Below are 24,867 nucleotides of genomic sequence, written 5' to 3' on the forward strand. Positions count from 1 at the left end.
GCCGAATGAATATCGGTTCAGGGCACCCAGTTATGATTAGTTGGAGGAACCGAGGAGTTTTTCGCCTGTGTTCGCCCAGACCTCAGCGTCGGGGTCAGTGAGCGGAAGTGCTTCTCCGCCTTCGGTGACCTCTGCCAGCACCTGACCGTTCTTTTCCAGGCGCATGACAAACTGGTCAAGCGATCGGGGCGCCGGTCCCTCGATGTATTTCCCATCATGTTGGAATTTAGATCCATGGCAGGGACATTCGAAGCGCTGGGTTTGATCCTTCCACTCGTAAAGGCATCCCAGGTGCGTGCAAACCCGATAAAGGGATCGAACCCCGTCCGCGTCGTTGACCAGCCAGAAGGCGCCATCCAGATTCTGGACAGGAGAGGCACCGACCTGAGGCATGGAGCTTGCAGATCCGAGATTGAAAACACCACCGAACTCACCTTCCTTGAATCGGGGCAAGGCAAAAGCAAAGGAGGCGATCCCGGCTTCGACCAGAACCAGGCCCAAAGCCGCTCCCCAGGCGTAGGTAAGGAATTCGCGACGATTAACTGGTTCTGGCGACACACGCCCGGCCTTTTTGGCGGCCTTATCTTCTTCCTTGACCTGACGACCAGATTTGCGATATGAACCCTGGTCGCTGCGGTATTCGGTACCAGCTGCCGAATCCCTGGCTTGCTGTTGCCGCTTTTCTTCCAGAAATTTCTGTTGTTCCGGACTCAGTTCACCATCTGAGCCAGTAGATTTGGGGTTGGCCATATGGCTGCCTCCTGATGGCGCCTGAGGTAGGAAAAACTGTGGTGCAATCAGACCTGTGCTCAGTCATGACCCTGCAATTTCGTTGCAACTACGAGGCGCTGCATTTGCTATCAGAGGGAAAGTGGTCCCAGCTCGTTTATGCCGGGAGAGACGCCGAATTATAACATGCGGGTATACCTCTGTCAAAACAGTTGCTCTTGACGGGAAAAAAAGGGACGGGCATCGACAATGCTTTCCGCAAAATACACCCGGACACGCACAGGGGCCGTTACTCCTCCGACGTGATCGGACCACGCCGCTTCTTTTTTTCACTTCGCCGCCGCTTGGCTTCGAGGCGCCGCCTTCTGGCCGCTGCGCTGGGTTTCGTGGACCGTCGTTTCTTGGGCCGCTTGAGCGCTGTGGATAGTAAATCGCGGAAACGACCGATAACATCTTCCCTGTTTTCATGCTGGCTGCGGCCGGCCTGTGATGTGAGGTGAAGGATGCCATCGTTGTCCAGGCGCCCTTTAAGCCTGGACATGGCTCTCTTTCGCTGTTGCTCGCCAAGGCTTGGCGTGGTGGCGAGATCAAAGAGGAGTTCGACCTTCGTCTCCGTTCGTTGGGCGTGCTGACCACCAGGGCCACTGCTGCGCGCGTATCGAAAACGCAGTTCGTTGAATGGGATAGTGATGTTCCGGTTGATGATGATATCTTTGTCTGTCAATGAAGGGACCTGTTGTATGCTTCGGGCTAGGGCGTGCCACCGGTCAGTGGAATCGTTGTCGTGAGTGGCTGGCCGGTTGTCAGCGGCACGGTTACAGTCAAGGGTTGATCAGGCAGTAGCGGCGCTGTCGGTAAAGGAAAGAGACGCTCGACGCGAATCGAACGCGTATTCTCATAGTAATCGGGACAGGTGGACTGGTCGAATTCTGTTACCCGATTTCGAAAAACAGAGACCTGATAGACGGCGGCACCCTGCCGCATTTGCCCATCCTCACCCGGGTAAAGAGTAAGTTCTTTGTCCTGCCACTGGAATAGAAGAGGCATCACCTGTCGATCAATGCGGCAGCCGTCCATGTCGATTGTGGAGATCACAGGGCAATCGCTATCTGCTTCGGCGGTCGACATCAGGAGAGAATCATCCAGTAGGTCGACGTCAGTGGCTCCGAGGAAGAGCAGCCCGTGGTCGTCATACACCTGCAGCTCGTAGCCATGGCTTTGGGGTAAATACCGGCGGATGGTCACAGTGCTGGTTATCGTTGCCGTAGGCGACAGCTGCGCGGTGGTCATGGTTCGGGTCAGTGGTTCGATGAGATCGGTCCATGCAATCATCCGGTAGGACTGGTTAACCGCCAGGGGCGGGGGGTCTCCCAGATAGTCCAGTGTCAGGGTAATGCCTTCGGCAACCTCGCCCAGAGTAAAGGAACGATGGGGCAAGTTGACCGGATCTTCGTCGGTAGCCAGGAGACTTGCCTGAAATTCGATGATCTGGCCGTTCGCGTAAGCGGTCAATAGGTCGGGTGAGAGAGGATCGTCGGGAAGCAGGATCCAGGATTGGATTGCGCCATCTCCCGTGCAATGTTCAGGCTGGACGATGGGTGTTGGCGTGATGTTGATCGGGCGCGGGGCAGGAAGTTCTTCGGGCAGAACGCACGCCACGAGCAGCATCGCCAACAGGCACAAGGCTGAGGCCAGGAAAAGAGTGGTTCTGTAACTCCTGGTTCTCAGCCTTGATTGCGTCACAACATCACCGGATGACACGGTGTGCTAACCCTCCAGTGCCTGCAAGCGCTTCTCGATTTGCGCTTTCTTGCTTTCCCATTCAGCCAGGTGGCCTCGCGCGGCCTCCACCACTTCGGGTGGCGCGTTGTTGACGAAACCGGGATTGGCCAGGCGGCCTGCGTTGCTGGCTACCTGTCGTTCGACGTTGGCCAGTTCCTTGTGCAAGCGGGCGACCTCTGCATCCAGATCGACCAAACCAGCCAGAGGAAGGGCGACCGTAATGCCTCCGGCTACCAGGCCCACAGATTTTGGTGGAATCTCCAGAGTCTCAGCGATTTCCACCTGATCCATGTTCAGGCGGGCCAATGTTGCTATGACGGCGATCTGTTCGCTTACCAGTGCCGTGTGTTTCCCGGCACTGAACAGAGCATCGATCTTTCGGCCCGGGGCCACATCATACTCGGCGCGGGCGTTGCGGATCGCACGGACGATCTCCTCGATTCGGCCGAAGTCTTCCTCGGCTGCCAGATCTCTCGACCCCGCCTCCGGCCATGGCGCGATGATCAGCGCTTCAGGCCAGCCACCATCGGGCGCGAGCTCATCATCGGTGGCTATTGCTGCCCGCTTCAAGATCTGCCAGATCTCTTCGGTCACGAATGGAATGAAGGGATGGAGAAGCCTGAGAGTCTGGTCAAGAGCATTGATCAGAATATGGGCCGTGCGCCAGGCATCCGCACCACCTTTTGCCAGCTGAGTCTTGGCGATTTCGATGTACCAGTCGGCCAATTCGCTCCAGATGAAGTCATAGGCTTGACGGGCCGCTTCGCCAAACTGGTAACTCTCGATGAGACGGGTTACCTCGGCAATGGTCCGGTTGAGTCGACCCTCGATCCACAGGTCAGCCAGGCTGCCTGAGTTTGCAGGGGAACCCGGCGCTGTGCCCTGGGGCTGTTCCGGCATCTGGGCGGCCAATTTTCCCAGGTTGCTCACCGTGAAGCGGGCGGCATTCCAAATCTTGTTGGCAAAGTTGCGGTTGGCGCGGACACGGTCCATGTTCAGATTCATGTCGTTCCCTGGTGTGGAGCCAGTCAGCAATGTCAAACGCAGGGCATCGGCGCCGTAATTGTCCATGACCTCGATGGGATTGATCACATTGTTGTAGGTCTTCGACATCTTCCGCCCCTGAGCATCTCTGACGAGCCCATGCAGGTAGACGGTATGGAAGGGAATGTCATTGGTGTACATCAATCCTTGCATGATCATCCGGGCGACCCAGAAGAAGAGGATGTCGTAGCCTGTGCCCAACACGTCAGTAGGATAGTAACGGCGCAGATCTTCGGTATCCTCAGGCCAGCCCAGCGTACTGAAGGGCCAAAGGCCGGAGCTGAACCAGGTGTCCAACACATCCGGATCTTGTTCCAGAGCCACCGGTTCCTTGTAATGCTCGATAGCCTGGTCCTGTGCTTCTTGCTCGCTGCGAGCTACGAAGACCTGCCCATCGGGTCCGTACCAGGCAGGGATGCGATGGCCCCACCAAAGCTGACGGCTGATGCACCAGGGGCGCAGGTTTTCCAGCCAATGGTAATACACCTTGGTGAATCGCTCCGGGATGATCTTGATACGGTCGCTGCGCACCGCGGCCAGCCCCATTTCGGCCATGGGCGCCGTGTTCACGAACCATTGCTTGCTGACCAGTGGTTCGATGATCTCGCCGCCGCGTTGGGCTCGTGGCACTTGCATGGCATAGGGCTCTTCGCTGATGACGAGACCAGCCTCGGCCATATCCTGCCACAACCTGGTGCGAGCTTTGAAGCGCTCCATACCGGCGTAAGGGCCCGCCTCGTGGTTCAGGGTGGCGTCCTTATTCATGATATTGACGGTTTGCAGCCCATGTCGCTGGCCAATGTCGAAGTCATTGGGATCATGTCCAGGTGTGATCTTCAATGCGCCGGTGCCGAATTCCATGTCCACGTAGGTATCGTGGATGATCGGAATCGGCCGGTTGAGTATGGGTACCAGGCAGGTCTTGCCGATCAGATCCCGGTAGCGTTCGTCGTCGGGATGGACTGCCACCGCCGTGTCGCCCAGGATGGTCTCAGGGCGGGTGGTCGCTACCGGAATGTAGCCTTTGCCCGGCCCCTCCTTCAGATCGACTCCTGCCACCGGGTACTTGAAATAGTAGAGCGTCCCTTGCTCCTCTGTGTACTCCACTTCCACATCGCTGACGGCAGTTTGGAGGCCTGGCGACCAGTTCACAATGTATTCGCTCTGGTAGATCAACCCCATTCGATAGAGTCGCACGAACGCTTCCCGGACGGCCCTGCTAAGACCGTCGTCCAGGGTAAAGCGCTCCCGGTCCCAGTCGCAACTGGCGCCGATACGCCGTAGCTGCCCCACAATCCTTCCGTGGAACTGGCGTTGCCAGGCCCAGGTCTCCTCGATGAATGCCTCGCGGCCGATTTCCTCGCGGCTCGTGCTCTCATCGCGCAACTTGCGTTCGACCTGCAGTTGAGTGGCAATGCCGGCATGGTCGGTACCGGGTATCCACAGGGAAGCCCGCCCTTGCATCCGGTGGTAGCGGATCATCAGATCTTCCACGGTCACGAATAACGCGTGGCCCTGATGCAGAACACCGGTGACATTGGGTGGTGGAATGGCGATGACAAAGGGTTTGGCATCGGGACCGGCGACTTCTGGCTTGAACCAATTCTGCGCCTCCCACCAGGAATATAGCCTGCCCTCAGCGGCTGCAAAATCGTATCTTGTTGGCATATCAAAAGGTGAGTCAGTCATGATCATTCCTTCCTGCCATCCGAATTCTCCAGGGATGGTTGATCTTTGCGCGATACAACGACAAGGCGGCGGGATAAAGCTTGAAATGGGAGAAGATCAGGAGGTGCCGCAAGCGCTCCATAATAGGCAACTGGCTCAAGTTCTGCTTGCGACAGCATTCGTGTCAATTCGGTTGCCGTATAAACATGCACTCTGAAGGACAACATGTGCCGCTCACCACGTTCATCGGCCCACAGCCAGTATTCCTGATTCATGCCGCTGATCGGATCGAATTCGCGGCTGGTGCAGACCAATAGATCATCGATCTCGAACCAATCGGTGGGGCGAAAAGAGCTCATGATGTAATCGCGATGGGTCAGATCGACGATGAAGACCCCGCCAGGTTTGAGCACGCGCTGAACCTCGGAGAGTACTCGTTGGTTCTCTGCAGGATCCTCAAAGTAACCGAAAGCCGAAAAGATGTTGATCACCGCATCGAATCGACCGGTCCATTGCTCGGGTAGCTCGCGCATGTCACCCTGCTGCCAGGAAACATCCTGGTCCGATTGCGCTGTCGTTTCCCGGGCACTGTCCAGCAGAACAGTGGAAAGATCAAGGCCGGTCATAGAATAGCCGATCTGAGCCAGGGGCACACTGATGCGACCGTAGCCGCAGGCCAGATCAAGAATCTCAGCCCCTTCCTGCACACCGTTCAGGCCCAGCAGCGCGGTTATTCCCTCGATTTCCTGGGCTGTCCGAAGTGGATCGCGCGCCTCGCGAAAAAGCTTGAGGTATTTTTCGTCGAACAGATCTTGCCACCACTCAGTCATGGGTTCTTTTCCTGCCGGTTTTCTGCCGGATCAAACGATCGATTGGGCCCTTGCATTGGTGCAGGTATATTGCTGTCGTGCCATTCGATGGCCGAAAAAAAACACCCCTTTCGTCACAAGGACGAAAGGGGTTCTCTCGCGGTACCACCTTGTTTGACAACAGTGACAGGCACTGTCATCCACTCAGGCGCTGTAACGGGCTCACCCGGGATGACCTACTGCAGGCTAACCTGTATTCTCAGCCATCCAACTTCCCGGCGACCTTCAACGGGGCTCGCATCGAGGTGGGCTCTCAGCCGTTGGCTCACCCTTTCTGGCGACGGCTTTCCGTTTACTCCTCCGGTTCGCAGTTGTTGCTTTGCACGGTTTCGTGCTATTTGCTTTGAAGTGGCGCGATTATAGCCCAATCCCTGGCCGCTGTCAAACAGAATCTTTTCCGATTAGCCTCAGCGCGTCTCGATGGTGATGCTTTTGATCAGGTCACCGGGCTTGGAAGCAGCCTGGGGATCGCGCAGGCTGATCGAGTCGACCACCTCCATGCCCTCGATTACCTTGCCGAATACGGTGTGTTTGCCGTCGAGCCAGGGGGTCTCGGCCAGGGTGATAAAGAACTGAGTACCGTTGGTGTTGGGCCCGGCGTTTGCCATGCTGAGCAGGCCCGCCGAGTCGTGGGTCAATTCGGGAACAAACTCATCGGAGAACCGATATCCTGCCCCACCGCTTCCTGTACCAGTTGGGTCGCCGGCCTGAGCCATGAATTCCTCGATGACGCGATGGAAGGTGGTGTTATCATAAAATCCCAAATCTGCCAGTACGACGAAGTTGTTCACCGTATTGGGTACTTGTTCCTCGTGAAGATCGACAAGTATGTCTCCCTTTTCTGTAGTGATTCGGGCCAGGTAGTCGACACCCGGCTCCAGTTGCATCGCCGGTGGGGCATTGAATATGCCTTGCCGTTGCTCCGGGGGAATCTCTGCCAGAGGGCGGCCACCGTCCGGATCGAGGACAGGGGATAGCGGTTCTGGGGTCGCTGTGGGCGGTGGCGGTGTGGGTGCCTTTCGCTCGTCGGCCTGATCGATAGAAACCTGGATGATCTTATCACCCTCAACGATTTGATCGACGACCTCGAGCCCCTCGATGACCTGACCAAACACCGAATAGCCACCATCCAGAAAGGGCGTCTCCTGGTTGGTAATGTAGAAGGTGCTGCCATTGCTGTCCATCCCGGGATTGCTCTGGTCTGGAAGGCGGGCCCATCCCATGGCGCCTGCCCGATGCGGTACCAGTATCTCCGCCGGGATCGTGTATCCCGGTCCGCTTTCGCCATTGTCCAGCGGATCACCGCTGAGAACGGCAAAGTGTTGGTCGGGCTGGGGTACCTGGTGCCAGTTCATGCCGTCAAAAAAGCCGAGATTGGCCAGTACGACGAAGTTGTTGACGCTTTGAGGCGCTTCCTGCGAATACATCTCGACCACGATATCGCCCTTGGCGGTTTCGATGGTCGCGACATAAACTCCCTCTGGATCGATGATCATATCGGGGGCAGAGTCGAACATCTCGGCGCGCTCTTCAAGGGAAAGGCTGCCAAGCGGACGTTCGTCGCCCGCGGCGGGTATCGGTTTCTTTCCGCCAACATCGCTTGCCTCCTGCTGATCAGGGGACTCAACAACTTCCTCGACAGCATCGCCTGGTTGATCGCTTGTGGCGGTTGTCTCCTCCTGCGATGTCTTCACCGGAGTGTTGGTCTCTGAAGCGATGCTCGCTGGCGATTCCGGAGCGCTGCAAGCACCCGCAACCATGATCACGAAGATCGAAAGAGCTAAAAATATAAATCTCACTTGCTTAAGGTTTGAAAACAACAGTGTTACCTCCATGGTTGAATACGTACTAAATCAACTTTCTATGTTGGTTTGCTGTAAAGCCAGATTGGCAATGTGCCACAGCAAAAACGACTGGTCTCACTACCGCTTGACATCCCGGCAGCAACACCACCTACTCTCAACTCTCCAGGATCGTTTCGGCTCCACGGTCTGGAAGAGGGACGCCCACCTTGATGACCCGTTTTCCAGCTCCGGGAATGTCACCAGTTGCATTAACGGCGTCGATCAGAATTCGAGAACGAGCGACCACCTCAGCGTAGTCAACGGACGAGTGGTTGGTGAGGATCGCCACGGCATCGGCCCGATCGAGAGCCGGGTGCAGGGCCTCCGACTCCAGCAGGACACCTGGTCGGTGCAATGCGTTTCCTCCCACATTCAGTTTGAGCACATGTGGATCGTGGAAAGATACCCGGGCGCCCGCTTTCAACAGAAGTTCGATGACTCGCCGGGCCGGCGAGTTCCGGGCATCGTCAATATCTGCCTTGAATGCTACGCCTAAAATCAGCACCCTCGCGTCTCGCATCGAAATGCCGTACAGATTCAGCCCATCAGAGATTCTTCGCACAACATGGTCAGGCATATCGGCGTTGACTTCAGCGGCCAGTTCGATGAACTTGGTGTAAAAATCGAATTCGCGGGCTTTCCAGGAGAGATAATAGGGATCCACCGGGATACAATGCCCGCCAACACCGGGACCTGGTGTGAAGGGCATGAAGCCAAAAGGTTTGGTTTTTGCGGCATCGATCACTTCCCAGATATCGATCTGCATCCGTTCCATGAGCATTGCCAGCTCGTTCACCAGGGCAATGTTGACGCTGCGAAAGATGTTCTCCAACAGCTTGGTCATCTCTGCTGCCCGGGGAGTCGAGACGGGATGGATATCTGGCGTAAGATGGGCAAACAGCATGCAGGCCATCTCTGTGCAGCCTGGCGTCAAGCCACCTACGACCTTGGGAATATTGTGGGCGCTGTAATCCTTGTTTCCGGGATCAATGCGCTCGGGCGAAAAAACCAGGTGGAAGTTCCGACCTGCCTGAAGTCCACCCTGTTCCAGGATCGGTTGCACAATCTCCTCGGTGGTTCCCGGGAAAGTAGTACTTTGCAGGATCACCATGCTTTCGTTGTGCAGATGTGGCAGAATGCCTTCAGCTGCCGCGATGATGTAACTCAGGTCTGGCGTCTTCATGTTGTCAAACGGTGTGGGCACACAGATCAGGATGATGTCAGCGTTCACCAGACGCCTGTAGTCGGTCGTTGCCTCCAGGGCGCCGTGTCTCACCAGGGAGGCGATCTGCGTCGACAGCACGTCAGGAATATCGCTGATTCCCTGGTTGATTCTGTTCACCCGATCCGAATCGATGTCGATGCCAATCACAGAGAAGCCGGTTTCCCCGAATGCCGACGCGTGGGGAAGACCGACGTATCCCAGGCCGATGATGGCAATAGTCGCTTGTTTGTGCGCGATCTTCTCTTGAAGGGACATGATGTTTCGTTTAGTGACTCAGGGAATCTCTTCGTGCCGGCACAGGAACTCAGTCGTAACCGACCTTCTCTTCAAACCACCAAATGGCGATGATACCCAGTACCGCCATGCCAAGGCCAACGGCGTAACCCAGGGGAATACTGGCGGTGGTAATGAAAATCGCCACCATACCACACGCACCTGCAATCAGATAACAGATCAGCACCGCTTCCCGTCTTGAACCGCTTAGACGGGCCAGGCGATGGGAGATGTGGTCCTTTCCCGGTGTTGTCAGCGGGTTCTTGCCGCGGCGCAGGCGGGAGATAATGACCATGGTCATATCAAAAATAGGAAGGGCCAGCACCAGGACCGGTACCATCCATGTGACGAAGTGGGTGTTGTCGGGAAATCGCAGTTTAATCGCCAGGGCGGCCAGTATAAAACCGATAAAGAGGGAACCACTGTCACCCATAAAGATGCTTGCCGGATTGAAGTTGTAGATGAGGAAACCGATGCATGCCCCCAGCAGCGCGGCGGACATGGCACCGACCAGATACTGATCACTAAGGGAGGCCAGGATCAGGAAAAAGGCAGCTGCTATCGTGGCAATCCCTGCCGACAGACCATCCATGTTATCCAGGAAATTCAGAGCGTTGGTGATCCCAAGGACCCATAGCATCGTCACCGTGATGTTCAACCATTCCTGCTGAAAGATGCCGATTCGCACGCCGCTAAAGATCAGGATGCCGGCAGCGAGTGCCTGAACAGCCAGCTTCTGAAAGGGCTTCACCGGATTTCGGTCATCGATTCCGCCAATAATCGAGACCAGGGTAGCGCCAATCAAAATGCCGATGGCCTCGTTGATACGAAAGCGAGTCTGCAGTACAAGGAGAGCTATGATGAATCCCAGGTAGATCGCCACACCACCCAATCGCGGGATGGGCGCGCTGTGGACCTTACGAAAACTGGGTTGGTCGACAAAGCCGAAGCGCCAGGCTACCCACCGGACGACGGGCGTTGCGGCGACGGCGAGCACCAGTGCGGTGGCTGCGATTAATACGTAGATCGTGGCAGGTTGCATCAGTTACCCGGTTTCTTCTCCAATTGCTGGATCAGCGCCAGCAACGAGGCGCGGTCATTTTCATCCTGGGTGAGCTGCAAGGCTGCTTTCGCGAAATCCAGAGCCCTTTCCAGGTCGCCGGTCTGTTGATAGAGAATTGCCAGGTTGCGGGCGCTTGCCAGGTCGTTCGGGCGCGCCTGCAATACCATCTCGTTGCGTTCAATAGCGTTTGCCAGGTTGCCCCGTTGGGCGTAGAGGAATCCCAGATTGCTGTTGATATGGACGTTGTCAGGATCGATCTCCAGGCCTTGTTCGTAGTACTGGATGGCCTGATCTTCCTCGTTTTTCAGCCGGAAGAAATCCCCCAGGCGCTGGAAGGTATCCGGATATTCCTGATCGAGTTCCAGCGAAACCAGATATTGTTCCAATGCCTTGTCGTCATCACCTGCTACTTGATAGGCGGAACCATACTCATTGTGCAGATGCGCGGCGTTGGGACTAAGATCGGTAGCAACCTGGTAGTAATTCAGCGAACGTTCGATCAACTCCTGCCGCCTGTCAGCTGAACTCATCTGGGCCCATGCAAGGAAAAGGCGTCCCAGGTTGGCTGTATGATCGGTATTCAGGGGATTCAGGTTCTGAGCCTTGAGCAACGATTGGTACGCGTCACCAATAAAGTTCTCTCGTTCTGCCTCGCTTGCCTGCCGTGCCCGCTCCAACTGCGCTCGACCGAGGAAGAGATAGTAGTAGTCCTCCGTCGGCTGCTGTTGGATGGCTTTGTCGTATAGGAAAATGGCTTCTTCGTATAGCCCGGCGGAATCGTAAGCCTGGCCCTGTTTGTAGATAATATCTGCACGGACAAGGTTGATGTTGACGGAAACAATCAGAAACAGGGCCAGCGCAGACAGACCAACGCCCGCGATCGGGCCAAACCAGGAACCCTGCCCCAACCATTGGCCGGAACCGGGCCGCCTGCGCCAGATGACCACACCCAGCAGGAGAATGAGTACGAAGATGAGCAGGTAGAAGGTGAAAATATGGCTGGACACTCTGTTGACCAATTCATTCAGCGTAATGCCGCTGCCAGGCTGTTGTCTGAGAACGTCACTGGCCAGCCTGCTGGCATGGATGAGTCCCATGACCAGAAATATCCCGATACTGATTGCCGAGAAGATCAGTGCAGCCTTGCCGAGCCAACGGGCGGTTAATCGCTCTGTTGCGTCTCGTGCGATACTGAACAGGGCCAGCGCCATTCCGACGAACCAGGTAAAGATCACCATCCAGAGAGCGGCCGCGCTTGTCACCCGCTGTTCACCGACCACGCGGCTGGTGAAGGAATGCCAGAACAGGGCGAATGGACTGGTCTCGCGCAGGTGGGCGACATTGGGGCTTATCGTAAAATCGTAGGCCAGCGTAAAGAGGATGATTCCCGCCAGGACGGCGTAGATGATCACTTCGCCCCAGGCACCAGTTGTCTGAGATCCGGAACTCCTGGCCGGCGTTAGCGCCGTCTGCGGGGTGGATCGGCGACGACGCCTGCTGCGGCTTCGACCAGGTTTGCCCGATGGCGCCGGGGTTGAGAGGGCCGGTTTCGTGCTGGTCGCCGTCGCGGGAATACCCAGGGGAAGCCAGTTCATGCCTACTACCACCAAAGTCGCACTCCAGACCCAAAAGTAAGTACGGGTCGAGGCAATGGCGATTCCAAAGTGGATTTCGGTGAAGTGGGCGATGATGGTGGTAAAAGCTGTGAGAATCAGGAACTCGCGAAGCCCCAGCTTCATTGGCTGATCTCTGATCTCATTCCAGACAGCGGCCAGCGGGATATAGAAGAGCACAATGCCGGCGATCAAGCCGATGGGCAGGGTCAGCCCCGACAGGATCCAGTCCCCCTGTGTCAAGTAGGGTACCAGGGCACCGATCCCCGCACCTGCGATCGAGATGGCGATAAACAGCCAGAATTGGGATCTGTTGCGTATCAAGCCCAGCCATTTCAACGAATAATAGAAGACGCTCATGAAAAGGGTCATGTAGGCCAGGAATCCCACCAGCCCAGTCGTGACCAGGGCATCGAATGTCTCATTGTGTGATCGATCAGGCGAGGCATTGCGCGCTTCATAGTGGGCCAAATCGGGTGGATAGAAGCGGTTGAAGGCCATCCACATGGACTCTGGTCCGTAACCCACCAGTGAGCGAAGGCCATTCACCCGATCAGGTGTCATGGTTGTCACATCGATCTGGCCTCCGGTGGCTGGATACTCAATGGGTTCGTGGGGCTGGATCAACTCGGTGGCGCCTTGCCAGATCAAGGTGCGTACTTTGGCGGTGCGCGCCTCAAAGTCCAGAGCAGTCCCCAACCGGCCGATATAGGGGTTTGCCCGCAGCCCTTCCAATGGCGTATTGGGTAGATTGAAAATGACCAGAAAAGCGATTCCCGCGACGGCGATTCCAATCCATGGTACCCACAACCACTGAGCCACAGTACGGAGGCTATTCCCCAGCCGCGGGTTCCTGGCGGCCCATGCCCGAAGGCCCAGCAGGCCAACCGTGCCAAAGACAAACAGCCCCGCACCAAGTGCCAGGAAGGGGCCGCGGCTCTGGGAGTAAAAGATGGCCAATAGTTGAATGGCAACAATGAAGAGATAGCTACCTGCAAGGATTGCGTCGGCAAACCCTTTTTTTGATCCCTCGTCGCTCATAAGTCGGGCAAAGTGGATCAGGAATCGCTGGAGCGTCAAAAAAAAGGCCATCAATAGATAGGCCGCAACAAAAATCGCATTGCCCATATTGGCGGCGATTCGCCGCTGGACATTTCCACCCCAGGGAAGTGGATCCAAGCCTGCCCTTTGCAGGATCCCATAAATGGCAATTGGAAGGCTGGTCAATATGATGGCGAAAATGATACGATGCCACTGTTCCCGCTGGCGTAGATGTCCCAGCATCAGGAAGAAGATGACGATGTAGGACAGGGTCGTATAGGTGCCCTGTAGTCTTTGGTATGAGCCTCCCCAGCTGATCCTCGGTTCAAGGGAAAGGATGGTGCTGAGCAGATAAACCGCGACCAGAATCAGGGTAGGAAGGACCAGAGGAGTCTGGCGAATACGCTGCCAAAGAGATGGTTCGGGCTCATTGTCCGCATTGCCCTCCTCCCCGGGACTTTTTCGCAATCCGCCATCGACCAGCTTGACGATCCAGGCGATTGCCATGATGAGGGCAATGGATCGCAAGAGGCTGATTTTGTCGGGCTCAAAGACCCGGCTGGAATGGACATTAAAAAAGAGTGGCACGATGATAAGTGCCGCCAGCCAGCCGGCTTCGATGATCGCTTCAGAAAGGCGAGAAAGTTTGGAATCCATGACGGTAGTTCGTGCGCAACGATGGGTGGCATTATAACATAGGTTCAGAGAGAATGTTCAACCTCTGGGTCTATAGCGTACTCCCGCTAGCCCCCACTCTTGAGGAACACCTCTTTTCCGGTACCAGCCGATTGGTAGATTGCGAGGACAAGTTCCAGCGACTTGCGTGCTTCTTCTCCAGGTGTGCCGGGAGAACGTCCTGCAATCAACGCATGGGCAAACTCCCTGATTACCTCCCTGTGACTGTAACCATATACGCTTGGCGGGTCGACCCGCTGGCTGGTCAGTATCTCCGCCTCCTGCTCCAGCTGGCCAGCGACTTTCCAGAGCGTGATGCGGTTAAGGGCAGTTCCTCCGATCTTGACTGAGCCTTTCCCGCCAAAGATGGCCACAGACCCTTCCAGGTTTTTGGGCCATGTCAGGGTAGAGCCCTCGACGGTTCCAAGGGCGCCGCTGGCGAACTTCAACACCGCTACCCCTACATCTTCCGCTTCCATCTCGTGTGCCAAAGTGGCCGTGTAGGCCTGCACCGATTGCACGGGACCCATGAACCACTGGAGCGCGTCGATATGATGGATGCTCTGATTCATCAACGCGCCCCCGTCCATGGCCCAGGTGCCGTGCCAGTCATCCTCGTAGTATGATTGAGGCCGGTACCAGCGGACACAGGCGTTTCCCAGATAGAGCTCTCCCAGCGCGTCCTGGTCGATCAGCTGGCGAATCTGCTGCATTGGGGAGTTGTAGCGGTTCTGCAAGACCACTCCCAACATCCGGTTGTGAGCGCGCGCTGTTGCGATCATGCGGTCGGCATCCGCCAGATTGAGGGCGATCGGTTTCTCCACCAAAACGTGTTTACCTGCTTCGAGAGCATCCAGTGCCACCCGGGCATGCAGGCCGCTGGGTACACAGATGCTGACTGCGTCGATGTCCGACCGATCCAGCAGGCGAGCGTAGTCAACGAAGGATTCGGTGTTGTATTCGGCAGCAAACCGCTCGGCTCGGTCCTGTCGAATATCGGCAACTGCCCTCATTTCCGTTTCAGGTAATTGGCTGAGCGACTGAGCATGTCTGGGAGCAACTCGCCCACACCCAATCAGGCCAAATCGTATCGTCAAGGGGTTTTCTCCTGGTTCATGATGGTTGCTTCAATCACATCCATGCGATCGAGGACATGGCGCCAACTGAAATGCTGGGAAACAAACTGGCGCGCGGCCTGGCCCATCGTTTGCCGGGCCACAGGATCGTTGAGAAGGCCGACGATATGTCCCACGGTAGTTTCGATATCGTCGGCCACCAATAGATCCCGCCCGGCTTCGGCTTCCAGGCCACCGTTCACCATGCTGCTGGTCACGACCGGACGGCCCGCGGCCATGGCCTCCAGAACCTTGTTCTGCACCCCGGCAGCAAAGCGCAATGGTGCGACAAAGACTGCAGACCGGTTCAGGTAGCCGTTGAGATCGTCGACAAAACCGGTTACGGTCACCGATGGGTTCGCTGCCAACGCCTGTACCTGAGGCGCGGGATCGGCACCCACGATAGTAAGCTTGGCTGCTGGAATCTGTTCCTGGATGCCGGGCAGGATTTCGTTTGCGAGATAAGTAGCCGCATCCACGTTGTGCAAGACGCCCATGTGCCCGACGAAAACCAGACTGCTGGGTTCCCGGGGAATATCAATGGGATGCAGCCGGTTCAAATCGACCCCGTTGGGGATGACCTGGATATTGGCTGTTGGACAACCTGCTGCCAGTAACTGGCGGTCGTGGTTGGATATCAACCAGGTCTCTTCAAAGGAATCGGCAACGAAACGTTCATAGCGTTGGATGCGGGGGCGCTCTACCCTGTACACGAAACGAGATATCGCGCTTCGGTAGGGCAACGACCGCAGGATTTCACTGGAGATCGCATCGGTAAGATCGACAATGCGGTAGAGATTGGGTGTGTCGGCCAGATAGGGTGCCATCCTGAAGAGATGGATGTAAGCCGCGTCGAAAGGGTTGCTGGCGAGCGTATCGTTCACGAGTCCCTTCATGGCTGCTGATCTATAATAGAGGGCCTGCAAGGGTTCGGAACGCCAGAGGTTCGCAGCTACCCCGAGGGTTGATAGCTTTGCGCTCAGTGGAATGACCTGGATTTCTTTACAGTAGGCCTCCAGAGCAGATTGGTGGTCGCGTTCCTCTTCGTCGGCGATGAATGAAAGCAGTACAATTTCATGCTGCCCGGACAACTGTTTGATGAAGTTGAAGGCCCGCAGACGGTCGCCCCGATCGGGCGGATAAGGTAACCTTGAAGTCAAAAAGAGGAGTCGCATCGTTCCTGGCTAGCTGCGTTTTCCACGATTGAGGGTCAAAATGCCCATTTTGTACAGCATACGCTGTGTTGTGTCGGACACCAGATACTTTCCGGCCAGCGCCGACAATCTGGCTCGTTCACTGGCCGTCAATGGGTCCAGTGGCGCGACCGGGTAACCAAAGGCTTCCAGCGTTTCCCCGGCGACTTGCTCCGCCATCTTCTGGTCGAAGGGCGCCATCTCGTTTCGCCATCTCTGGACACTGGCAGAGGAAATGGGTTGCAGGACCTCAACATGAGTTGTCTTGCCTGTTGATTTCCTCGATTCCCGGGTGTGATCCAGCATGGCCGGATGGAATGTTTCTCCGAGGAACTGGCAGAGCTTTTGGGCGACGGGTCCCGGCGATTCAACCAGGGATTCGTAATGGACCTCCAAATAGCGGTCAGGACCCAGTAGCTGGCCTGCAGCCCGTCCTGTCTCAACGTTTCTGACCCAATTCCTGAGCAGGTAGTAGCTGTCCATATAGGCACGCGTTGCGCCCCACTTATTTTTTGCGGACAGGGTAACATCCCGTCCGTCACGGACCACATGGATGAACTGGGCCGTTGGGAAAATCCTGTTGAGCGCGGGAATGAACCGGACATAACCGGGTGTCTTGTCACCCCATCTGGCAGCGCCATGGGGCTCAGCCTTTAGCCGGTAGAGGGCATCGAGCAGGAATGTCAGTCGCGGTTCTGCTAATCCGGCATAAAACGCTGAAGTGTCCACGACCAGATCTCGCCAGGCGCGGTTTAGATCTCCGATCCTGTGCAAAACGCCCTGCGCTTCGGCTTCCGTGAGGATTTCATCAGCATCTTTTCCCAGGAAGGGAATGAAGCCCGTTTCGTCGGGGATGACTATCCGCGGGTGGCTGCTGAGGATGAACCTGAGCAAGGTTGTGCCCGAACGGGGGCTTCCGACCACGAAAATGGGCTGTTCGATCAACTGAGCCATGCGATTGATCAGGTCCTATATTGGTGGCATTACGCCTAGCGTCTGTAGACCGCGTCGGCCAGTTTGCAGGGTTGTATACTTCATCTTCAGGGCAGCGAAGCGGGCTTGCTCTTTTGCTGACATAGTGCCAGGGTCGGTCATCGCGTAGCCCAACCGTTCAAGCTCGCTGCCCGCAATGCGGTGGAAAAGACGGAGATCTTCTGGTGCCATTTCCGCCCGCCAGCGCTCGATGCGCTGCGTCCCAGGCGCCTGGCGCACAGGATCGTGGAAACTCCCGGCAATGATCTGTTTTTGGCCCAACAACTGGGGCCGCGACATGTCAGGATAAAACTGTTCGCCAAGGAAACCGCAGATTTTTCGTAGTTCCTGGTCAGGATCTGCCACCAATTGCTCGTAGCGAAGTTCGTGGAAGTGCTCATTGCCAATCCGGTGGCCAGCTTCCTGGGCTTCACCGATACGCCGGACCCAATTACGGGCTGCGAAGTAGATGTCTATGTGATATTCCTTGTTTCCCCACTTGTCCAGCATCGATAGCGCAGCATCCCGCCCATCCCGGATGAGGTGAATGAACTGCGCGGCGGGAAATAACTGGTTCAGAAGAGGCACATAGCTGCTGTAGATGGGCGTCTTGTCTCCCCAACGTTGCGCGCTGTACTGCTGCGCATAAAGGCTGTACAGGCTGTCCAGAAACGCCGCTGGTTTCTTGGGCGACATGGATCTCCAGATCTCCTGGGGATCGGGAGGCGCGCCCTGCCACTCCTTGGCAAAGCGATAGCGCCCGAAGATGATATCCAACATTTCCGCTACCTGCTTTTCGCTCAGATTTCCCGTCGGATTACCCAGAAAAAAACGTGGAATGAAATCAGATTCAGGCGGAATGTAGATGCGCGGATGGCTGCTGAGCATGAATCGCAGCAGGGTTGTTCCTGAGCGATGTACACCTATGATAAAAATCGGACGATTGCTTGGCATTGTGCGCTGGGTTTGACGCTTCAGATTCAGTCTGGTAGTATCCGGCTATGATCCACTCACCGGTGCTCATCCTTGGCTGTCCGCGGTCTGGCACGACTCTTCTCTACAGCATGTTGTCGGAGATATCGTCCCTCTGGTCGCTCGGCTATGAGAGCAAGGCAATCATCGAACAGCATCATCATCCCGACCAGAAGGATTGGCAATCAGGCGTTCTGGTTGCCAGCGATTTGACCGATGTGTCCCGGATACAGATGCTGGACGCTTTTGAGCGATATGCTGCACCGGGTTCTTTCTGGAGCCAGATCAACCGTGTACGCAGCGGCCTGCGGGGCAACCCGGCATGGCGGTGGGTGAAAGGGCGGGGCCGGACGAAAAAAGCCGGCTCTGGCGTCAGCAGCGCGGTGCCTCAACAGGGCCTCAACGCCGTTCGGACTGCGGCGCGGTTGCGCACTACGATCACGGGGCGTCAGAGTACCGCCATTCGTCTCCTGGAAAAGACACCGGAGAATTGCCTGCGTTTACCCTTTTTGTTGGCGCTGTTCCCTGATGCCAGCGTCATCTATCTCACGCGCGACGGCCGAAGCAATATCAATTCACTGATCGAGGGCTGGCAACAGCCCCATCTTTTTCCGGGCTACCAGGTCCCGGTTGAACTGTCGATTCCTGGCTACAGCCGGCCTCGCTGGGCATTTACCTTGATTCCTGGCTGGCAGGAACTGACCAGCAGTCCTCTGGAAGAGATCTGCGCCTGGCAGTGGGTTCGCTGCAACGAGGCCGTGTTGGAGCATCGGAGCCAGACCGGCGCCGCCGTACCCTATCTGACCATTCGTTACGAGGATCTGATCGGCAATCCCGGGCCGGTTTTGCGACAGATTGCGCAGTTTCTCCACATCGATTACGAACGGGACCTGGCTCGTTTCTCCAGCGATTTACCGCAGATCAATGTGGTTTCCTCGCCCGCTCAGGACAAATGGCGCCGGCAGAACCGGGATGCGATTGAACGGGTCCGACCGCTGATCGCGCCTATGATGCACCAGCTTGGCTACGATAGCAAGTTCTGATAAAAGGCCAGTAGCCTGCTTTCCATCTTTTCCCAGTTGTAGTGTGTTTGAACAAGACTCTGCCCCTGGCGCCCCATGACCAGCCCTGCCTGGGGGTCCCGCAGGATGCGCAGAATCGCCTGGGCATGCGCGGTGGGGTCATCAGCGGTCACCAGATAACCGTTTTTTCCGTCGTGGACGAATTGTCTCGTTGAGGGCAAGTCGCTGCTGACCACCGGCACGCCATATGCCATGTACTCGAACAACTTGGTTGGGATGTTCTTTTCGTTTTTGGGCACAGGTTGCCAGGTGACCCAGCCGACAGCAGCCTGCTGCAGGTAGTCGCCAATCTGCTCAAAGGGCACCCGGCCGGTGACCGTTACCGCGGCCTCGATTCCTCGCTGGCGAGCATCCCGGAGCAATTCCTCCTGCAAATCGGGTGGCATGAAGTGGCCCACCAGCAGCAGCTTTGCCTCGGGCATCTGCCGGGAAACCTGGTGGAAAGCTTCCATCATCAGGCGGGAGCCCCGATTGCGCTCCAGGCCTCCCAGGTAAAGCACGACGGGGTCTTTACGTGCGCTTGTCGCGGTCGCAGCAGCGGCATCCTCGACGAATTTCATGGATGGAAAGTTGAATAGGGTGATCTTTGGGCGGTCGACGTTTCTGAAGGGAAGGGCGATCTGGTCGTCGGCGAAAATAAGCCCGCTTTGAAGCCGCGCCAGGAGAGGTTCCAACCAGCCGAAGGCCCAGGCAATCGGTTGGCGCAGCCAGCCCGGCATGTAGTCCTTGACGCGGATGAAATCGGCGTTGACTTCGTGGACGTCGTAGACCGTAGGCTTGCCCGTGCGCAGGCGAAGCCAGGGGGTAACCAGTGTAAGCTCCGGATCATGGAAATGGTAGATGTCTGCCTGAGTTTCCCAGGCACGTTGGAGTAGTGAAACCCAGAGCCTCGGCCGTTGCCAGCGTGGGATTCTGGGCAGCGCAACGATGCGCACACCATCTTTGACCTCATCGCGATCATGAATTGCGATCAACGTTACTTCATAACCGGCTCGTCGCAAACTGAGAGCCTCCCGGAAGAAGACGCGATTGTCCAGAGCAATGTGGACGCTGGAAAGGATACAAACGCTGGGCATCACCCGGCCACCTCCAGGGCAACCGCAGTTCTCCTTAGCTTGATTCGATTCTTAGTTCCGGTCAACGGAAAGGGCGCCACTCTGTTGTTCACTTTGTGGTTTCTCTTCAGCAGTTGCATCGGTGCCTCGCCCTTACAGTACTCAGCCTGTCGATCTGCCAGGCCACAATTGTCTAAGCATGGCCAGCATTTCGAGCACCTGTGCCCGCTCCAGGAGGAGCAATATGCCCAGATACGTGGTGCTGAAAGCAGTCGTTTTCAGGATCGCTGTGTACCAGTTTGCATTATCGATCCCCAATCCACTGAGCACGGCGAAGGTTGCTGCAATGCCCAGGACCAGGGCCAGGCTCGGAATGGCGAACATGCGCCGCAGGGAAAAGTCAACGTGGCTTCGCGCCTGCCAGAACAGGATCGCCATGCCTGCGATCAACATGGCATCGACTGCCAGTGCAACTCCGGAAATGCCGAAAGTAGCTCCCAGGGTGAAGAGACCGATCAGCAGGATCACCAGTTGAGCCGTTCTTGCTCTTACCAGGACTTCTGGACGCCCAACCGCAATGAAAACGTCTCCGACGGTGGTCTTGATGGGATCAAGCAGCGTGAATACCAACATCAGACGAAATGCATCGAGCATGGGGAGCCACTTCTCTCCCAGCAACAGAAGAATAAACTCGGGTGCGACCAGCAACAGGAGCCCGGCAAGCAAGAATCCAGTGCGGACCAGGAACGCATTGGTGCGAAAAAACGCCTGGGAGAGGCGGTGACGATCGTTTTTCAGTTCAGCATAGGTGCCGCCGGCAACCAGGTTGATGGGCATTGCCAGGAAGCGACGGGGATAGATGGCAAAGGTGTACGCCCTGGAGTAGAATCCCAGGGCTGTGGCGCCCAGATAGAATCCTGTCCAAAGGTCATCGATCTTGTCCAGGGCTTTCATGAGCGCGACCGCTACAAAATTGCGGCTGCCAAAGCGCAGATAGTAGTCCACAACTCCCGAAAACCAGGCCAGGTGAGGCCGCCAGACTGGCCGCCAGACATAGAGCACGAGCAGAGTCAAGAGCATGGCTGTCAGGTCGGTGGCGAGCAACGCCCAAAGATCAGCTCCTCGAAATGCCAGTGCGATCGCAACCATTGTGGTCGCCAGCGCTCGCAGCACTTGAAGCAGCGCCAGCCGTCGATGAACCACCCGCCGGGTCAGGATCAGCCGGGGAGTTTCGGCAAGCTGCATACCAAAAGTGGCGATCAGCAGAACCAGAATCGCCGTGCGCAACGGGTTTTCTGCAAAGACCCAGGCAGCCGCGCCCAGAAGAACAGCCCAAACCAGCAAAAAGACAAGCTTGAGCGAAAAATGAACTGCGGCAGCCCGGTCTTCGTTTTCAGTCTCGGGCGCCCGGTGTAGAAATGCCCCGCCCATTCCGAAATTGGGCAATATTACCGTGAGCCCCACAATCGCGCTGGCACCCGCATAGACACCAAAGGTATCTACGGGCAGCATCCTTGCCAGCAAGATGGAGCGGACAAACAGCACCGCCACGGTAATGATGCTGGCGCCGATGTTCCACGATGCTGACGTGATGCTGCGCTTGGAGAGGCTTTCACTCATGGGTCGGTCGACGGTAAAATGAACTGATTTCCAGTCGGGCCGGGTGATGGCTCAGCCCTGGATAGGTTTTTCCATGACGCTCAGATAGAGATCGGTGATCTTATCGCGGATACTGGGCCAGGAGAAGGTTTCTGCGTTCTGGACGGCCGCCCGGCTCAGACGATAGGCCAACCGGGGATCGTTTGCGATGCGAACTACAGCATCTGCCAGGGCCTGCTCATCGCCAGGTTCAACCAGGAGGGCGTTGACGTTGTTCTCAACGGTAAAGGGAACGCCTCCAACGGCTGTCGCCACGATGGGCAAACCACTTGACGAGGCCTCCAAAAAAGTCGAAGGTTGATTGTCCACTGTACTGGTGCTGATGAAGATGTCTGCATTCTCATAGTGTGTCTTGATTTCCGCAAAGGGCACGCGACCTGTGAAGGTCACTGGAAGGCTAAGGCTGCGGCTGAGCGCTTCGGTTTCGGATCTCAATTCTCCTTCACCAATCATGGTGAGCATTGCGTCCGGAAGTCTTTGTTTGATCCTGGCAAAAGCTCGCACCATCTGTTGGGGGTTGCCGACCTGGTTGAACTGTTTGATCCACAATAAACGCTGCCCCCGCCACCTGTCGCGAGCAAAACACTCGGCTGGTTTTGCTGAAAACTCTTCTTCGCGTACCAGGTTCGGAATGATTACAGGGTGAATGCCGAGCGCTTCGAATACCGGCGCCGTGTACCGGGATAGCGCAATCAATGCGTCGATGCGCGCCAGAGGCGCGCGCGCGATCGCTTTGTGACGCTGAACGAACTGGGCGGCCTTGCCGCCATGATAGGTAGCGACTACAGGCAGACCCTTCAAGCGGCCGACCAGCAGCGAGGCGCTGATTGGCAGATAAAAACCCCAGTAGGAGGAGAGGTGCACGTGGACCAGATCGCCCCCCTGTGCTGCACGCCACAGCCTGCCCGGTACAATCACGGACTGGGCAAAGGGCAACAGGGCACGCCCCACTCCCCCCCAGCGGCGCAGGCTTTGCACGTTGGTGTCCACTGAATGCACGTCAACGCCATCGTTGCGCAGGTACTCGCTGAGAAGCTCCACCTGGGTAGTGACGCCACCGGGCCTGGGATAGTGGGGCCCCACCATGCAGACGCGGCAGTCCTGCAGCCTCATGCTGCGACTACGACCTCTCTGCAGGTTTCGCGAATCATTCGTAGAATTCACTGATTGCTGCGGCAATCTGGTGCTGTTGGGCTTCCGACAACTCGGGAAAGATAGGCAACGACAGCACTTCACTGCCGGCCTGTTCTGCCACGGGAAATGTGCCCTCTGCCAGGCCCATATCAGCATACATCTCTTGCCGGTGCAGGGGGAGAGGGTAATAAACCATGTTGCCGATTCCCCGCGCCTTCAGGAATGCAGCCAGTTCATCTCTATGGGGAGCCCGAATCGTATACTGGTGGTAAACATGGTGGACATCAGGGCGCACATAGGGCGTCGTGACAGGCAAGTCTGCCAATAGCTCATCATAGCGATCTGCAACCCGCCGCCGCGCCGCCTGCCATTGATCGAGGTAAGGGAGCTTGACCCGTAACACGGCTGCCTGTATGGTGTCCAGCCGGCTGTTGAATCCGATCACTTCATGGAAATAGCGTGTCTTTCCTCCTTGTCTGCGCAGGATGTCGATTCTTTCAGCCAGGCAGGCATCGTTGGTAACAACCATGCCTGCATCTCCGAAGGCGCCCAGGTTTTTTGTGGGATAAAAACTGAGACAACCTATGGAACCCATGCTGCCGGCTCGACGGCCCTTGTCTTCAGCACCGATCGCCTGGGCGGCATCCTCGATCACGGCAAGGTCAAATGCCTGCGCGGTCGCCAGGATGGCATCCATGTCCGCGGGTTGGCCGTAGAGATGCACGGGAATGATGGCCCGGGTGCGGGGGGTGATGGCTGCTTCGATCTGCTGGGGATCGATATTGAAGGTGTCCGGTTCGATATCGACGAACACCGGCGTTGCTCCGCTACGGGTGATGGTGTTGGCCGTTGCCACGAAGGTGAACGGGGTCGTAATGACCTCGTCCCCAGGTCCAATGTCAAGCGCAGCCAATGAGAGTCGCAAAGCATCGGTGCCCGATGCCAGGCCGACACCATGGGCACAGCTGCAATAGGCCGCGACTTCCCGTTCCAGGGCTGCCACATCGGGGCCGAGGACGAACCAACCACTATCCAGGACTCCCTGCAGGGCTTCTGCAATTTCCCCGCGGATCGAGTCGTACTGTGTCTTCAGGTCCAGAACTGGGATCATAGATGGATACCTCCAGGCGCCTCATTGATTTTCTACCAACTCGGCATCCGGCACATCCCGAACGATGCGGGCCGGCGAGCCCATGACGAGTGTCCGGGGCGGGACCGAGCGCGTGACTATCGATCCGGCGGCTACAAAAGCCTCACTGCCCACCTCGATGTTGGGCAACAATGTGGCGCCTGCGCCGATCCGTGCACCCCGCCGAATGACCGCGCCACCGCGCTCGCTGAAGCGCTTCTCGGTTCGTCCCATGGTGTTGTCATTGGTCGTGACTACGCAAGGTGCGATGAAACAGTGCTCTTCGATGGTGGACCAGGCTGCAATATAGGCGCCCGACTGGATTTTGGTTCGACTGCCGATGGTCACCTCGTTCTCCACGGTGACATGGGTACCAACGATCACACAATCGCCGATGGTACATTGTTCGCGCACGAAGGCAAGATCTCCGACGAGACTCTGTCGTCCGATGGTGGTGCCTCTGTAGATCACAGCCCCTGTACCGATGCCTGTGCCACCGTCGATTCTCAACGGCGCCAATGACTTCGGTATCTCGACGGTGCTCGTGGAGGCAGGTCTGGGGGGACGGCCAAGAACGGCGTGGTCGCCAATGTGGCAACCCTGACCAACCTGTGTGCCCGCGTGGACTACGGCATAATGCCCAACGACACATCCCCTGCCAAGCTGTGCGCCAGCTTCGATGACCGCGCCAACTCCCACGCTACAGTCCTTTCCGATCTGGGCCATGGGG

19 protein-coding genes are annotated in these 24,867 nt (G+C 56.9%); 1 reads left to right on the forward strand and 18 read right to left on the reverse strand.

The genetic code is table 11. From position 1 onward, the window contains the following. Positions 1–36: 36 nt before the first annotated feature. From U9R25_16255 to U9R25_16315, 13 genes are all read right to left on the reverse strand, one after another. Positions 37–750: a Rieske 2Fe-2S domain-containing protein gene (locus U9R25_16255; GenBank protein MEA3337453.1), complete on the reverse strand. Its 714-nt coding sequence runs from the start codon at positions 748–750 to the stop codon at positions 37–39. Between the two features lie 268 nt (positions 751–1,018). Then, positions 1,019–1,453 (reverse strand): alternative ribosome rescue aminoacyl-tRNA hydrolase ArfB, encoded by a 435-nt coding sequence (gene arfB, locus U9R25_16260; protein ID MEA3337454.1) that lies wholly within the window; start codon positions 1,451–1,453, stop codon positions 1,019–1,021. A gap of 26 nt (positions 1,454–1,479) precedes the next feature. Further along, positions 1,480–2,490: a hypothetical protein gene (locus U9R25_16265; protein ID MEA3337455.1), complete on the reverse strand. Its 1,011-nt coding sequence runs from the start codon at positions 2,488–2,490 to the stop codon at positions 1,480–1,482. A gap of 6 nt (positions 2,491–2,496) precedes the next feature. Next, a complete protein-coding gene (locus U9R25_16270; protein MEA3337456.1) occupies positions 2,497–5,244 on the reverse strand; it encodes a valine--tRNA ligase in 2,748 nt (915 codons plus the stop codon). Between the two features lie 2 nt (positions 5,245–5,246). Further along, entirely contained in the window at positions 5,247–6,053 is an 807-nt protein-coding gene (locus U9R25_16275; protein ID MEA3337457.1) for a class I SAM-dependent methyltransferase, read from the reverse strand. 446 nt (positions 6,054–6,499) lie between these two features. After that, a complete protein-coding gene (locus tag U9R25_16280) occupies positions 6,500–7,786 on the reverse strand; it encodes a peptidylprolyl isomerase (GenBank protein ID MEA3337458.1) in 1,287 nt (428 codons plus the stop codon). A gap of 265 nt (positions 7,787–8,051) precedes the next feature. Then, positions 8,052–9,416, reverse strand: coding sequence for a nucleotide sugar dehydrogenase (locus tag U9R25_16285; GenBank protein ID MEA3337459.1), 1,365 nt, complete (start codon positions 9,414–9,416; stop codon positions 8,052–8,054). A gap of 49 nt (positions 9,417–9,465) precedes the next feature. Further along, a complete protein-coding gene (locus tag U9R25_16290) occupies positions 9,466–10,476 on the reverse strand; it encodes an MraY family glycosyltransferase (protein MEA3337460.1) in 1,011 nt (336 codons plus the stop codon). Further along, the gene (locus U9R25_16295; protein ID MEA3337461.1) at positions 10,476–13,808 is read right to left on the reverse strand and encodes a tetratricopeptide repeat protein; all 3,333 of its coding nucleotides are present in this window, start codon (positions 13,806–13,808) and stop codon (positions 10,476–10,478) included. The genes U9R25_16290 and U9R25_16295 overlap by 1 nt, the downstream gene beginning before the upstream one ends. 86 nt (positions 13,809–13,894) lie before the next feature. After that, positions 13,895–14,923 carry a Gfo/Idh/MocA family oxidoreductase gene (locus U9R25_16300; GenBank protein MEA3337462.1) on the reverse strand — a complete coding sequence of 343 codons (1,029 nt, stop codon included), beginning with the start codon at positions 14,921–14,923 and terminating at the stop codon, positions 13,895–13,897. Next, on the reverse strand, positions 14,920–16,101 hold the full coding sequence (locus U9R25_16305; protein ID MEA3337463.1) for a TIGR03087 family PEP-CTERM/XrtA system glycosyltransferase: 1,182 nt from the start codon (positions 16,099–16,101) through the stop codon (positions 14,920–14,922). The genes U9R25_16300 and U9R25_16305 overlap by 4 nt, the downstream gene beginning before the upstream one ends. Before the next feature lie 24 nt (positions 16,102–16,125). Further along, positions 16,126–17,088, reverse strand: coding sequence for a sulfotransferase (locus tag U9R25_16310; protein MEA3337464.1), 963 nt, complete (start codon positions 17,086–17,088; stop codon positions 16,126–16,128). Between the two features lie 15 nt (positions 17,089–17,103). After that, positions 17,104–18,060 (reverse strand): sulfotransferase, encoded by a 957-nt coding sequence (locus U9R25_16315; GenBank protein ID MEA3337465.1) that lies wholly within the window; start codon positions 18,058–18,060, stop codon positions 17,104–17,106. 47 nt (positions 18,061–18,107) lie between these two features. Between U9R25_16315 and U9R25_16320 the strand changes: the two genes are divergently transcribed. Then, the gene (locus U9R25_16320) at positions 18,108–19,121 is read left to right on the forward strand and encodes a sulfotransferase (GenBank protein MEA3337466.1); all 1,014 of its coding nucleotides are present in this window, start codon (positions 18,108–18,110) and stop codon (positions 19,119–19,121) included. Here U9R25_16320 and U9R25_16325 read toward each other — a convergent pair. The 5 genes from U9R25_16325 to U9R25_16345 all read right to left on the reverse strand — a co-directional run bounded on the left by U9R25_16325 (position 19,103) and on the right by U9R25_16345 (position 24,863). Next, complete coding sequence (locus U9R25_16325; GenBank protein MEA3337467.1) at positions 19,103–20,236, reverse strand: glycosyltransferase family 4 protein; 1,134 nt, start codon at positions 20,234–20,236, stop codon at positions 19,103–19,105. The two genes, U9R25_16320 and U9R25_16325, sit on opposite strands and share 19 nt — an antisense overlap. A 141-nt stretch (positions 20,237–20,377) precedes the next feature. Continuing rightward, a complete protein-coding gene (locus U9R25_16330) occupies positions 20,378–21,835 on the reverse strand; it encodes an oligosaccharide flippase family protein (GenBank protein ID MEA3337468.1) in 1,458 nt (485 codons plus the stop codon). Between the two features lie 51 nt (positions 21,836–21,886). Continuing rightward, the gene (locus U9R25_16335; protein ID MEA3337469.1) at positions 21,887–22,987 is read right to left on the reverse strand and encodes a glycosyltransferase family 4 protein; all 1,101 of its coding nucleotides are present in this window, start codon (positions 22,985–22,987) and stop codon (positions 21,887–21,889) included. 34 nt (positions 22,988–23,021) lie between these two features. Next, positions 23,022–24,119, reverse strand: a complete 1,098-nt coding sequence (locus U9R25_16340; protein MEA3337470.1) for a DegT/DnrJ/EryC1/StrS family aminotransferase — start codon at positions 24,117–24,119, stop codon at positions 23,022–23,024. Positions 24,120–24,140: 21 nt separating this feature from the next. After that, positions 24,141–24,863 carry an acyltransferase gene (locus tag U9R25_16345; protein MEA3337471.1) on the reverse strand — a complete coding sequence of 241 codons (723 nt, stop codon included), beginning with the start codon at positions 24,861–24,863 and terminating at the stop codon, positions 24,141–24,143. Positions 24,864–24,867 lie beyond the last annotated feature (4 nt).

The sequence above is a fragment of the Chloroflexota bacterium genome (assembly GCA_034717495.1).
In the GTDB taxonomy this organism is placed as follows: domain Bacteria; phylum Chloroflexota; class Anaerolineae; order JAAEKA01; family JAAEKA01; genus JAYELL01.

Bases quoted from the DNA above. Each gene is read 5' to 3' on its own strand.
- U9R25_16335 (MEA3337469.1), bottom strand. From the start codon at position 22,987: ATGAGGCTGCAGGACTGCCGCGTCTGCATGGTGGGGCCCCACTATCCC.
- U9R25_16255 (MEA3337453.1), bottom strand. From the start codon at position 750: ATGGCCAACCCCAAATCTACTGGCTCAGATGGTGAACTGAGTCCGGAA.
- U9R25_16290 (MEA3337460.1), bottom strand. From the start codon at position 10,476: ATGCAACCTGCCACGATCTACGTATTAATCGCAGCCACCGCACTGGTG.
- U9R25_16330 (MEA3337468.1), bottom strand. From the start codon at position 21,835: ATGAGTGAAAGCCTCTCCAAGCGCAGCATCACGTCAGCATCGTGGAAC.
- U9R25_16310 (MEA3337464.1), bottom strand. From the start codon at position 17,088: ATGGCTCAGTTGATCGAACAGCCCATTTTCGTGGTCGGAAGCCCCCGT.
- U9R25_16325 (MEA3337467.1), bottom strand. From the start codon at position 20,236: ATGCCCAGCGTTTGTATCCTTTCCAGCGTCCACATTGCTCTGGACAAT.
- U9R25_16345 (MEA3337471.1), bottom strand. From the start codon at position 24,863: ATGGCCCAGATCGGAAAGGACTGTAGCGTGGGAGTTGGCGCGGTCATC.
- U9R25_16320 (MEA3337466.1), top strand. From the start codon at position 18,108: ATGATCCACTCACCGGTGCTCATCCTTGGCTGTCCGCGGTCTGGCACG.
- U9R25_16340 (MEA3337470.1), bottom strand. From the start codon at position 24,119: ATGATCCCAGTTCTGGACCTGAAGACACAGTACGACTCGATCCGCGGG.
- U9R25_16270 (MEA3337456.1), bottom strand. From the start codon at position 5,244: ATGACTGACTCACCTTTTGATATGCCAACAAGATACGATTTTGCAGCC.
- U9R25_16285 (MEA3337459.1), bottom strand. From the start codon at position 9,416: ATGTCCCTTCAAGAGAAGATCGCGCACAAACAAGCGACTATTGCCATC.
- U9R25_16315 (MEA3337465.1), bottom strand. From the start codon at position 18,060: ATGCCAAGCAATCGTCCGATTTTTATCATAGGTGTACATCGCTCAGGA.
- U9R25_16295 (MEA3337461.1), bottom strand. From the start codon at position 13,808: ATGGATTCCAAACTTTCTCGCCTTTCTGAAGCGATCATCGAAGCCGGC.
- U9R25_16275 (MEA3337457.1), bottom strand. From the start codon at position 6,053: ATGACTGAGTGGTGGCAAGATCTGTTCGACGAAAAATACCTCAAGCTT.